The organism is Collinsella sp. AM09-41 (assembly GCF_003473245.1).
Lineage (GTDB): Bacteria > Actinomycetota > Coriobacteriia > Coriobacteriales > Coriobacteriaceae > Collinsella.
The window spans coordinates 83819-95833 of record NZ_QRMJ01000006.1 but is presented as its reverse complement, the minus strand read 5'-3'; the positions used below and the strand labels follow the sequence as shown (position 1 = coordinate 95833).

General features: G+C 60.5%; 12 protein-coding genes. 3 read left to right on the top strand and 9 right to left on the bottom strand.

Annotated features, from left to right (window positions below; translation table 11 throughout):
* From gmk to pyrR, 8 genes are all read right to left on the bottom strand, one after another.
* Nucleotides 1-570 (bottom strand): guanylate kinase, encoded by a 570-nt coding sequence (gmk, locus tag DW112_RS07930; protein WP_006236131.1) that lies wholly within the window; start codon nucleotides 568-570, stop codon nucleotides 1-3.
* The gene (gene mihF / locus DW112_RS07925; RefSeq protein WP_006236130.1) at nucleotides 571-879 is read right to left on the bottom strand and encodes an integration host factor, actinobacterial type; all 309 of its coding nucleotides are present in this window, start codon (nucleotides 877-879) and stop codon (nucleotides 571-573) included.
* A gap of 239 nt (nucleotides 880-1118) precedes the next feature.
* A complete protein-coding gene (gene pyrF / locus DW112_RS07920; RefSeq protein ID WP_117564271.1) occupies nucleotides 1119-1835 on the bottom strand; it encodes an orotidine-5'-phosphate decarboxylase in 717 nt (238 codons plus the stop codon).
* Nucleotides 1829-2737: a dihydroorotate dehydrogenase gene (locus tag DW112_RS07915; protein ID WP_006236128.1), complete on the bottom strand. Its 909-nt coding sequence runs from the start codon at nucleotides 2735-2737 to the stop codon at nucleotides 1829-1831. Before DW112_RS07915 ends, pyrF begins: the two co-directional genes overlap by 7 nt.
* Nucleotides 2738-2751: 14 nt before the next feature.
* Nucleotides 2752-3519: a dihydroorotate dehydrogenase electron transfer subunit gene (locus tag DW112_RS07910; protein ID WP_118094258.1), complete on the bottom strand. Its 768-nt coding sequence runs from the start codon at nucleotides 3517-3519 to the stop codon at nucleotides 2752-2754.
* Between the two features lie 116 nt (nucleotides 3520-3635).
* Nucleotides 3636-4925, bottom strand: a complete 1290-nt coding sequence (locus tag DW112_RS07905; protein ID WP_118094259.1) for a dihydroorotase — start codon at nucleotides 4923-4925, stop codon at nucleotides 3636-3638.
* The gene (locus tag DW112_RS07900; protein WP_222847472.1) at nucleotides 4909-5889 is read right to left on the bottom strand and encodes an aspartate carbamoyltransferase catalytic subunit; all 981 of its coding nucleotides are present in this window, start codon (nucleotides 5887-5889) and stop codon (nucleotides 4909-4911) included. Before DW112_RS07900 ends, DW112_RS07905 begins: the two co-directional genes overlap by 17 nt.
* Nucleotides 5858-6442, bottom strand: a complete 585-nt coding sequence (pyrR, locus tag DW112_RS07895) for a bifunctional pyr operon transcriptional regulator/uracil phosphoribosyltransferase PyrR (RefSeq protein ID WP_117654814.1) — start codon at nucleotides 6440-6442, stop codon at nucleotides 5858-5860. The genes DW112_RS07900 and pyrR overlap by 32 nt, the downstream gene beginning before the upstream one ends.
* Before the next feature lie 450 nt (nucleotides 6443-6892).
* On the opposite strand from pyrR, the gene rpmB reads away from it, so the two are divergent.
* Nucleotides 6893-7081 carry a 50S ribosomal protein L28 gene (gene rpmB, locus DW112_RS07890; RefSeq protein WP_022094725.1) on the top strand — a complete coding sequence of 63 codons (189 nt, stop codon included), beginning with the start codon at nucleotides 6893-6895 and terminating at the stop codon, nucleotides 7079-7081.
* Nucleotides 7082-7299: 218 nt separating this feature from the next.
* Here the strand turns inward: rpmB and DW112_RS07885 are convergent, their stop codons facing one another.
* Nucleotides 7300-8076 carry a transposase gene (locus tag DW112_RS07885; RefSeq protein WP_118328705.1) on the bottom strand — a complete coding sequence of 259 codons (777 nt, stop codon included), beginning with the start codon at nucleotides 8074-8076 and terminating at the stop codon, nucleotides 7300-7302.
* 330 nt (nucleotides 8077-8406) lie between these two features.
* Here DW112_RS07885 and adhE point away from each other — a divergent pair, with 330 nt between their 5' ends.
* Both adhE and DW112_RS07875 read left to right on the top strand, forming a co-directional pair.
* Entirely contained in the window at nucleotides 8407-11055 is a 2649-nt protein-coding gene (adhE, locus tag DW112_RS07880) for a bifunctional acetaldehyde-CoA/alcohol dehydrogenase (protein ID WP_117758530.1), read from the top strand.
* A gap of 88 nt (nucleotides 11056-11143) precedes the next feature.
* The gene (locus DW112_RS07875; RefSeq protein ID WP_006236119.1) at nucleotides 11144-11908 is read left to right on the top strand and encodes an aminoglycoside phosphotransferase family protein; all 765 of its coding nucleotides are present in this window, start codon (nucleotides 11144-11146) and stop codon (nucleotides 11906-11908) included.
* Nucleotides 11909-12015 lie beyond the last annotated feature (107 nt).

Sequence of the window (12015 nt, the reverse complement as noted above, 5' to 3'; positions counted from 1 at the left end):
TCAGATCCTTTCATGCATATCGAGAACGCGAACGAGCTCATCGGTCGCGCGGTCGAGATCGTCATTCACCACGACGTCGTCGTAGCGGTCGGCAAGGGCAAGCTCATCGGCGGCGTTTGCCATACGCAGCTCAATCGTCTCGGGCGTCTCGGTACCGCGACCGACTAGACGCTCGCGGAGCACCTCAAGCGAAGGCGGCTTGATAAAGATCAGCACGGCCTCGGGGAAACGCTCCTTCACCTGCAGGGCGCCCTGGACATCGATCTCCAAAATCAGAGACGCGCCCGAGGCGAGCTTGGATGTGACCTCGCTCACCAACGTGCCGTAGCAGTTACCGTGGACCTCGGCCCACTCAACAAACTCACCGTTTGCCACGCGGCGGTCGAACTCCTCGCGCGTCAGAAAAAAGTAGTTGACGCCGTCGACCTCACCTTTGCGTGGTGCTCGCGTGGTAGCCGAAACCGTCAGACCCAGGTTCGAGCGGCGCTCGCGCACACGAGTGACGAGCGTACCCTTGCCTGCGCCTGACGGTCCAGAAATCACAAAGAGCTTGGAATCCTGAGCGCTCACTTATTTGGTCAGCTGCTCGAGGAGCTGCTCGCGCTGACGGACGCCGAGGCCCTGGACGCGACGAGTAGCGGAGATACCGAGCTCCTCCATGATCTTGGCGGCCTTGGCCTTGCCATAACCGGGGAGAGACTCGATGAGGGTGGAAACCTTCATGCGGGAAGCGATGGGGTCATCGGAGTTGAGCACGGACTCGAGGGACTTCTCGCCCTTCTTGATCTGCTCGCGAAGCTCAGCGCGGGCGTGACGTGCGGCAGCAGCCTTCTCAAGAGCCTGCTTGCGCTGCTCGTCGGTAAGCTGAGGGAGTGCCATTCGTACCTCCAAATAGTTGGGTTATATCTGATTCAATAATTGGCATTTTAGCACGTAGAACGTACAAAATGCCTAATCGCGGCTCCATAGGTTAGACGATACCCGCAAAAAGTGCAATATACTGCGCCCAAAGTTAAGCCCCTGACCTGCGATTCCACACAAAGGATGGGAAAGTTTACGCAGGCACAGGGGCTATTTTGTGCTAATGAGACCCAAAAGTGGTGACTTAGGGGAATCTTTTACGCGACGTTTTCGACCAGCTCGGCGACGATAGCGTCAAAGGCGGCAACCGGATCGTCGGCACCGGTGATGGGACGGCCCACCACAATGTGGCTTGCGCCACGCTCGATAGCCTGGGAAGGCGTCGCCACGCGGGACTGGTCACCAAGGGCGGCACCCACCGGACGCACACCCGGAGTCACGATCAGGGCATCAGGACCCAGCAGCTCACGCATGTCGTGAGCCTCCATCGGTGAGCACACGATGCCATCGATGCCGTTGGCCTGAGCAAGCTTTGCCAAGCGGGCGGCCTCCTCGGCCACGGGAGACTCGACGCCGATCTCGCTCAAGGCATCCTGATTCATGCTCGTGAGCACGGTGATGGCGACGAGCTTGGCGCGGTCCTCACGCGCCTCCTCGGCACCCTCGCGGCAGGCAGCGAGCATAGCACCCGAGCCCAGGCCGTGGACCGAAAGCAGGTCGGCACCGGCAAGCGAGGCCGAGCGGGCAGCGCCGCGCACCTGATGCGGAATGTCATGGAACTTAAGGTCGAGGAAGACCTTAAAGCCAAGGTCCTTAAAGGTCTTGACGATCTGGGGACCCTCAGCGTAATAGAGCGTCATGCCGACCTTGAGCCAGGCGGCATGGCCCGAAAGCTCGTGGGCGAGCTCGAGCGCGCGCTCACGGTCGCAGTCGAGGGCGACGATAACACGGTCGCGGGCATCATTCTCTAGCATTCGAAAGCACCCACCAGCTCGTTGATGTCCTTTACGCCCTGGGACTCGGCCCAGGCCTCGAGCTCATGCGCGATCTTAAGCGAAGCACACGGATCGACGAAGTTGGCCATGCCGACCGACACGCAGGTGGCGCCGGCCAGGATAAACTCAGCCGCATCCTCGCCAGTCATGACACCGCCGACACCGTTGATGGGGATATCGACGGCCTGGGCAACCTCCCAGACCATGCGCACGGCGATGTGGTGGCACAGCGGGCCCGAAAGGCCGCCCTTGGGCTTGGCCACGCGGGACTTGCGGGTATGGACGTCGATGGCCATGCCCTGGATGGAGTTGATGACCGAAAGGCCGTCGGCGCCGGCAGCCTCGAGGGCCTTGGCGATCTCGGCGACGTTGACCGGCGCCATCTTCACGAACAGCGGCTTATCAGTCACCTTGCGGCAGGCAGCCATAACGGAAGAGGCGCCCTCGGGCGTGGAGCCCATGGCGGCACCGCCGGCGGCGATGTTGGGGCAGCTCACGTTGATCTCGTAGCCGGCAGCCCAGGGGCATAGCTCGACATACATCTCGAGTGCGCGGACAAACTCGTCAACGGAGTGACCGGCAACCTGACAGATGACCTGGCAGCCGTCCTTGGACAGCTGTTCGAGCCACGGACCGGACTCGCGGGCAAAGGCGGCCACGCCGGGGTTCTGAAGACCCACGGAGTTGATCATACCGCCGGGAATTTCGGCCATGCGGGGCGCGGGATTGCCGGGCCAGGGCTCGGCAGCGCAACCCTTGGTGGTGATGGCGCCCAGCTGGGAAACATCAAAGAAGTTCTGGAACTGCCAACCGTAGCCAAAGGTACCGGCTGCGGTGTTAATGGGGTTCTGCATCTTGACGCCGCCGAAATCGACGGCCATGTTCACGGTACCCACTAGAAGACCACCACCTTAGAAGCATCGAACACGGGACCGCACATACAAGCACCCTTCATACCGTCGACCGTCTCGACATTGCAGGTGTTGCAGGCGCCAAAGCCACAGCTCATCATGCGCTCGAGCGACACCTCGCAGTACACACCGGCCTCGGCGGCAGCGGCGGCGACCTTCTTCATCATGACGGCGGGGCCGCAGCTGGCGACGTAGTCGTAGCCGCCCTCTCCAAGCAGCTCGGCTGCCGGATCGGTGCAAAAACCGTGCGTGCCGAGCGAACCGTCGTCGGTGCACACGTTAACCGTGGCGCCCAGCGCACGGAACTCATCGACACCCACGACTTTGGAAGCGGTGCCAAAGCCCAGGCACACGTCCACATCAACACCCTGCTCGGCAAGCATGCCGGCAAGACACAGCACAGGCGGAACGCCGATGCCACCGGCGACGAGCAGTGCCTTCCTGGTGCCCTCGGGTACCATCCAGCCACGGCCACCGGGGCCCAACAGGTTAGAGGTGGAGCCAGGGCCCATCTGGGACAAACGGCGGGTATCGTCGCCCACGACGGCGTACCACAGCTCGACGGTGCCGGCCTCGGCGTCGGCGCGATAGAAGCTCAGGGGCACGCGAAGCAGCGAGGAGGCATCGCCGGGCACGGCAATGTTCACAAACTGACCGGGCTTGAGCGCACTTGCAAGCTTGGGGGCCGAGATTACGAGCGAGAAGATGCCGTCGGCGATCTCCTGGTTCGAGACGACCTCGAAGTCGTGCATGCGTGCAGTGGAAGGTGTGGGCATAGACGCTCCAATCCCCCATGCGGTTGCATGGTCTAAACGAACAGAAAGCGCGGCACCGCAAGGGCGCCGCGCACAAAAGCGATAAGGCTATGCTAGCAGATGCAGCCGTCGGCGAGCGTCTGCTTGCCACCGACAAATACATCGGTGGCACGACCGGTGAGCGTGCGGCCGGCAAAACCGGAGTTCTCGGCGCGCGACTCGTAACCGTCCTCGCCAACCGTCCAGGTTGCGGAGGGGTCGAACACGGTCAGGTCGGCGACAGAGCCCGCCTTGACCTGAACCTGATCGAGGCCCAGAATCTCACGCGGCTTGATGGCCATGAGCTCGACCATGCGGCTCACGCTCATCTTGCCCGTGTTGACCAGCTCAGTGAGCACGAGCGACAGCGAAGTCTCGAGGCCAATCATTCCAAAGGGCGCGAGCTCGAACTCGCGGGCCTTCTCCCACGGGGTGTGGGGAGCGTGGTCGGTAACGATAGCGTCGACGGTACCGTCGATGACACCCTGACGGATTGCCTCAGCGTCCTCATCGGTACGCAGCGGCGGATTGACCTTGAGAGAGGTGTTGTAGGTCTCGTCCAGGTCGTTCTCGGTCAGGAACATGTGGTGCGGGGTGGCCTCGCAGGTAACCTGAACGCCAGCGGCCTTACCGGCACGCACGATCTCCAGGCCATGGGCGGTGGAGATGTGCTGGATGTGCAGCTTGGCACCAGTCAGCTTGGCGATCTCGATGTCGCGGGCGATCTGGAGCTCCTCGCCGGCAGCCGGCCAGCCCTCGAGAGCCAGACGGGTCGAGACCTTGCCCTCGTTGATCTGGCCGTGGCCGACCAGGTCCTCGTCCTGGCAGTGGCTCATAAAGACCTTGCCGAACATCTTGCCGTAGTCCATGCAGCGACGGAGCATGCCCGCGCCCTGCACGCCGCGACCGTCGTCGGTGAAGGCGACGGCGCCATGGGCGACCATATCGCCCATCTCGGACATGGCCTCGCCCTTAAGACCGCGGGTCATGGCGCCCGACGGATAGACGCGGCAGTGACCGACCTCGGCAGCACGGGACTTGACGAACTCCACGACGGTGCCGTTATCGGTGACGGGATCGGTGTTGGGCATGGAGCACACACCGGTAAAGCCGCCCTTGGCAGCTGCGCGAGTGCCGCTCTCGATGTCCTCTTTGACCTCGTAGCCGGGCTCGCGAAGGTGAACGTGCATATCCACCAGGCCGGGGACGAGGTACTTGCCGGAAAGGTCGCGGACCTCGGCTCCCTCGACGGCGAGATTCTCGCCGACCTCGGCGATCTTGTCGCCGTCAATCAGGACGTCAACGACACCGTCAAGCTCGACAGACGGGTCGACGACGTGGGCATTCTTAAGAAGCAAGGCCATTATCGGCACCTCCAAGCAGCAGATACAGGATAGCCATACGCACGCAGATACCGGCGTAGACCTGCTCCAGGATGACGGAGCGTTGCGGGTGGTCGGCCATATAGGAGTCGAACTCGACGCCGCGGTTGATGGGGCCCGGGTGGCAGATGATCGTATCGGGCTTCATGAGCTTCTCGCGGTCCTTGGTCAGGCCGAAGAGCTTGTGATACTCGCGAATCGTGGGGAACGGAGCGCCCTCAAGGCGCTCCTGCTGCACGCGCAGCATGTAGACGACGTCCAGCTCGGGCAGGACGGAATCGAGGTCGCTCGTCACGTGGTCGCAACCCAGAACCTCGGGCGCCGGCGGCAGCAGCGTGCCGGGGGCGACAGCGTAGGTCTCGCAGCCCATGATCTTAAGGGCGGGGATCAGCGAGCCGCAGACACGGGAGTGCGCGATATCGCCGACGACAGCGACCTTCAGACCGTGGAAGTCACCCTTGTGCTCCCAGATGGTGTACAGGTCGAGCAGGGCCTGCGTAGGATGGTTGTGCTTGCCGTCGCCGGCGCAGATAACGCTCGCGGGCGAGTTCTGCGTGACGATGTAGGGAGCACCGGCGTGCTTATCGCGAACGACGATGCAATCAATCTTGTAGGCGTTGAGGGTCTCGACGGTGTCGACGAGGCTCTCGCCCTTGACCGTGGAGGTCGAGGAGCCGCCAAAGTTGAGGCTGTCGGCCGAAAGGCGCTTCTCGGCGAGCTCGAAGGAGCTGCGGGTGCGCGTCGAGGGCTCGTTGAACATGTTGACGATGGTCTTGCCCTTGAGCGTGGGGACCTTCTTGATCGCACGCTCGTTGACCTCGGAGAACGCCTTGGCGGTCTCGAGGATGAGCTTGATGTCCTCTTCGGAGTACTCGGTAATGTCGATCAGGTGCTTATGGTTGAACGCCACGGTACTACTCACCTCCCAGCGGCGCGGAGCCCACATGGGAACCCGGCGCGACGTCGTTAATCTCGACAGCGGTGCGGCCGTCTACTTCCTTCATATATAGGTGCACGTTCTCCTCATGCGACGAGGGAACGTTCTTGCCGACAAAGTCCGGCGAGATGGGGAGCTCACGGTGACCGCGGTCAACGAGAACTGCCAGCTCGATGCGGCTCGGACGGCCCAGGTCCATGACAGCATCCAGAGCGGCGCGGATAGTACGGCCCGTATACAGGATGTCGTCCACCAGCACGACGCGCTTGCCGTCGACGCTGAAGGGAATGTTGGTAGCGTGGATCGCGGGAGCAAAATTGGTAGCGTAGTCATCGCGGTAGAAGCTGATGTCGAGGCTACCGAGCGGAACGTCGACGCCCTCGATCTCCTTGATCTCCTCGGCGAGCTTCTTTGCCAGAAGGTCGCCGCGCGTGACGATGCCGACCAGAGCGAGGTCTTCACAGCCCTCGTTGCGCTCGAGAATCTCGTGCGCAATGCGGGTCATCGCTCGATTGACGGCGGTCTCGTCCATGATGACCGCCTTGGGGGAAGTCGTGCCCATCGATCTCCTTCCTCACATGTCTTGACTGCTGACACAGTCAAAAAAATAGATGCCCGACCGCTTAAGCGGACCAGACACCCACAGGAAAGGCTGCTCTTTGGCAGCTATGTAATTCCATGTGGGTATCTCGTACCCCTTTAATGGCCAAGGGATAGTGTAGCCAACCTCGAGCTTAATTGCGAGCATAAATACAGAGCAATCCGTAAACGTGCGCAGGCGCTCCATAAACCTATATATATTTGTGGGACGAGCTTGAAAACACACGCACGAGCTGGCATAATCCCCTCTGCTGCACGCAAATCGGATCTACGTCCAGGGCCGTAGCGTGGGCACTATCGCCAAAAGAGGAATATCTCTGTGTAGATTGCGCACAGGGAGCGACTTCTGTGCTATAGTTCAGGCTTGTTTGTTAACGCGACATGTTCGTTTGTCGCCCAAGGAGGGTCAGTTATGTCCAAAGTTTGCGAAGTTTGCGGTAAGCACCCCGTTGCCGGTCGCTCCATCAGCCACTCTCACCGCGTCACCAACCGTAAGTTCCGCCCCAACATCCAGCGCGTCTACGTCGTCGTCGATGGTCACCGTCGCAAGATGAACGTTTGCTCCACCTGCCTTAAGTCTGGCAAGGTTGCGCGCTCCTAAATAAGGTCTTACCAACAAGTACCTCGGACTCTCCGGGTCAAAGACCTCGCGTTCATATAGAACTTACCAAAGGCGTCCTCCCCCACGGAGGGCGCCTTTTTGCACTCATTGGGCACTCATTGGGGACAGACTTACATGAGTGTTTTCACGCATTGGGGACAGACTTAGATGAATGCTTTCCTAAGCTCACAGTGCATCGATCGGCCCCAATCCATACCTCAGGCCGCCTCGTTCCAGCCTGTGGTGGCCTTGGTTACGCTTGTAGCGCCGATACCGGTGATACGGGCAATTTGCTTGACCGTAAGATGGGCCCGCCTGAGCCTTAGCAGACAGGCATCGCGTTCGGGGCGTGGCAGGGCCTTGAGCAGCGCAGGATCAATGCTCGGCAGGGCCTCGTGTGCGACGGCAAGGGCATCCTCGTCGGGAATCCGTCGACGCGGAAGAATCTCAACTGACCAGATCCGCTCGGCAACTTCCTTAAGATGCTCGCAATAGCGACGGGAACCCCCGACAATATCGAGCATGGGGGCCGCATCGCAGATATCAAAGGGATCGTATCCCAGCTGGTATGCCTTGTAGCTTGACCAGCGGTAGGCATCAAGCGAGTCGAGCGCACCTTTCACGGGATTGAGATGGATATAATCGAGCAACTGCACCGCCTGCGTGTCCGACTCGACCGCGACCCGCGAATAGCGATTATCAAACAGGTGGCCCGTTCTTCCGGTTTTCCCATTGAAATACTTGGCATAGGCCGTCAGCGCGCACTGCATTGCCTTTGAAAGGTTGTCAAATGGGTCATCAACCATCAAATGGAAGTGGTTGTCCATAAGGCACCAGGCCAACACCGCCACGTCATGGCAAGCAAACCTGTCCGAGATGTCCGATAAGAAACGATAGCGGTCGGAGTCATCTTCAAAAATAATCTGTTTGGAATTGCCGCGGTCATAGACGTGGTAATAGCCGGTGAGCGAAACGGCGCGGGCGCATCGGGGCATAATCTCTCCTTTCAAAACTGTACAGGCAACACCTAAAAGGAGAGAAGCAACGCGAAATGCTGAGCCTGTGACCTATTTATATACAATGAACGACAAAAACATGCCCAAAACGACAAAATGACAAATCGATGTCTGTCCCAAATGAGTGAAAGCACCCATGTAAGCCTGTCCCCAATGAGCGGGGCGATGCAGCAGGCAGATAATTAGTTGAAACGTTTCAGTTTGTTGAAGCGTTTTAGTGTGCCTTTTACAGGAATCTTACCGCTCACCGAATTATTTATTGCTATCATGCAAGGCGTAGGGTAAATCTCCGATCGCAAGGAGACACAAATGGTGAAAAAGTCACCGGAAAACACTACTCCCGCAATTGTGGACAACGTAGAGGCGCTTGAGGCTAAGCTCGCTCAGATGCGAGAGGCCCAGGCGCTTTTTGCTACGTACACGCAGGAGCAGGTCGACAAGATCTTCTATGAGGCCGCCATGGCCGCCAACAAGGCTCGTATCCCGTTGGCGAAGATGGCCATCGAGGAGACCGGCCGCGGCGTTCTTGAGGACAAGGTCATCAAGAACCACTACGCCGCAGAGTACATCTACAACGCTTACAAGAACACCAAGACCTGTGGCGTTTTGGAGCGCGACGAGGCTTACGGCATCACCAAGATCGCCGAGCCCATCGGCATCGTGGGCGCCGTCATCCCGACGACCAACCCCACCTCCACCGCGATCTTCAAGACGCTGATCAGCCTGAAGACCCGCAACGGCATCATCATCTCCCCGCACCCGGCAGCCGCCAAGTGCACCATCGCCGCCGCCAAGCTCGTGCTTGACGCCGCCGTCAAGGCCGGCGCCCCCGAGGGCATCATCGGCTGGGTCGATGTCCCCTCCATCGAGCTGACCAACATGGTCATGCGCGACGTCGACATCATCCTCGCCACCGGTGGCCCGGGCATGGTCAAGGCCGCCTACTCCTCGGGCAAGCCCGCCCTGGGCGTTGGCGCCGGTAACACCCCGGTCATCATCGACGACACCGCCGACGTGCTGCTCGCCGTCAACTCCATCATCCACTCCAAGACCTTCGACAACGGCATGATCTGCGCTTCCGAGCAGTCCGTGACCGTCATCGACACCATCTATGACCAGGTCAAAGCCGAGTTCCAGAAGCGCGGCTGCTACTTCGTCAAGCAGGGTGCCGAGATGGAGGCCCTGCGTGCCGCCATGTTCAAGAACGGCGCTCTCGATCACCGCATTCCCGGCATGGCTGCCGCCAAGATCGCCGAGCTCGCCGGCATCGAGGTTCCTGCCAAGACCAAGATCCTGATCGCCGAGGTCACCTCCACCGACCCCGCCAAGGAGGAGTTCTCCCACGAGAAGCTCTCCCCGGTCCTGGCCATGTATCACGCCAAGGACTTCCAGGAGGCCGTCGACAAGGCCGAGCACCTGGTGCTCGCCGGTGGCCCGGGCCACACCGCCTCTCTGTACGTGCACCCCGCCCAGGCCGAGAAGATCAGCCTGTTCGAGCACGTCATGAAGGCCTGCCGTATCGTCATCAACACCCCGTCCTCGCACGGCGGCATCGGTGATCTGTACAACTTTGGCATGAAGCCGTCTCTGACCCTGGGCTGCGGCTCCTGGGGCGGCAACTCCGTCTCCGAGAACGTTGGGGTGAAGCACTTGATCAACGTTAAGACTGTGGCCGAGCGCCGTGAGAACATGCTGTGGTTCCGCGCTCCTGAGAAGGTCTACTTCAAGAAGGGTTCCACGCCCGTCGCTCTCGACGAGCTCGGTACCGTCATGGGCAAGAAGCGCGCCTTCATCGTCACCGACCAGTTCCTCTTCAAGAATGGCAACACCCGCGCCATCGAGGCCAAGCTCGACGAGATGGGCATCGCCCACGACTGCTTCTACGACGTCGAGCCCGATCCGTCGCTGCAGTGCGCACGTCGCGGCGCCAAGCAGATGGCTCTCTTTGAGCCGGACGTCATCATCGCCGTCGGCGGTGGCTCCGCTATGGACGCCGGCAAGATCATGTGGATGATGTACGAGCACCCCGAGTGCAAGTTTGAGGACATGGCCATGGACTTCATGGACATCCGCAAGCGTATCTTCACTTTCCCCGAGATGGGCAAGAAGGCCTACTTCGTCGCCGTCCCGACCTCTTCGGGTACCGGCTCCGAGTGCACGCCGTTCGCCATCATCACCGACAAGGAGACCGGCATCAAGTGGCCGCTCGCCGACTACGCGCTGCTCCCCAACATGGCTATCGTCGACGCCGACAACTGCATGACCGCCCCGCGCGGCCTGACCGCTGCCTCCGGCATCGACGTCATGACCCACGCCATCGAGTCCTACGTCTCCATCATGGCTTCCGACTACACCAAGGGCCTCTCCGAGCGCGCTGCTAAGCTCGTCTTCGAGAACCTGCCCTCCAGCTTCACGAACGGCGCCAAGGACCCGCACGCCCGCGAGGAGATGCACAACGCCTCCTGCATGGCCGGCATGGCCTTCGCCAACGCCTTCCTGGGCCTCAACCACTCCATGGCTCACAAGCTCGGCGCCTTCCATCACCTGCCCCACGGCCTCGCCAACGCCGTCATCCTGACCCGCGTTATGCGCTACAACGCCGCCGAGGCTCCCGTCAAGATGGGCACGTTCTCCCAGTATCCTTACCCCAACGCGCTGCACAACTACGCCGAGATGGCCAAGTACTGCGGCATCGAGGGCAAGGACGACAAGGAGGTCTTCGAGAACTTCATCACGAAGCTCGAGGAGCTCAAGGACTTCATCGGTGTCAAGAAGACCATCGCCGACTACGGTGTTGACGAGCAGTACTTCCTCGACACCCTCGACGAGATGACCGAGCAGGCATTCAACGACCAGTGCACCGGCGCTAACCCGCGCTACCCGCTCATGAGCGAGATCAAGGAGCTCTACCTGGACGCCTACTACGGCCGCGAGCCTCAGGACTACGCCGTCTGCTAGTTTTAGCACGGTTTTTAACGGCGGGGGTGCACGGGTGTTTCACACACCCCCGCCGTCGCTTCTATCGCATCGTTGAAAGGATGCAACCATGCTGCTACCCGATTCCAAGACCGAGCTCGTCCGCCGTGGCAACAAGGTCGTTTACGACCTGGGCGACAAGATTGTCAAGGTCTTTAACGAGACCAAGCCTGTCTCCGACGTGTTCAACGAGGCTTTGAATCTTGCCCGCATCAATGAGTGCGGCATCCGCAGCCCCAAGGCTCTCGAGGTTTCCCAGCTCGAGAACGCCAACGGCTGGGCGCTCGTGACCGAGAAGGTTCCGGGCACCACCCTTGCCGAGAAGATGACTGCCGAGCCCCAGCGCTTTGGTGAGTATCTCGAGATGTTCGTCGACCTCCAAATCGAGATCCACGGCTACACCTCCCCGCTGCTCAACCGTCAGCGCGACAAGTTCGCCCGCATGATCGACAGCCTTGATCAGCTCAATGCCACCACGCGCTACAACCTTCAGGAGCGTCTGGACGGCATGACCAAGGAGTTCAAGGTCTGCCACGGCGACTTCAACCCCTCCAACGTCATCGTCGGCGACGACGGCCAGCTCTATGTGTGCGACTGGGCACACGCCACCCAGGGCTCCCCTGCTGCCGACGTTGCCACCACCTACCTGCTCTTCGCCCTCAACAGCAAGGATCAGGCCGAGGCCTACCTGGAGCTCTACTGCGACCGCGCCGACATGCCCATGCAGGTCGTGCGTCAGTGGACGAGCATCGTCGCCGCTTCCGAGCTCGCTCGTAAGCGCAACGTGAACGATGAGTTCCTGAAGAACTGGATCGACGTCGTCGATTATCAGTAATATCTGAGCGATTTATTTCGCATCGGAGGCACAAGAAAACCCCGCAGCTCATATGGGCTGTGGGGTTTTCCTTTACCCATCGAGTTTATTCACGCAACAAAATAGAC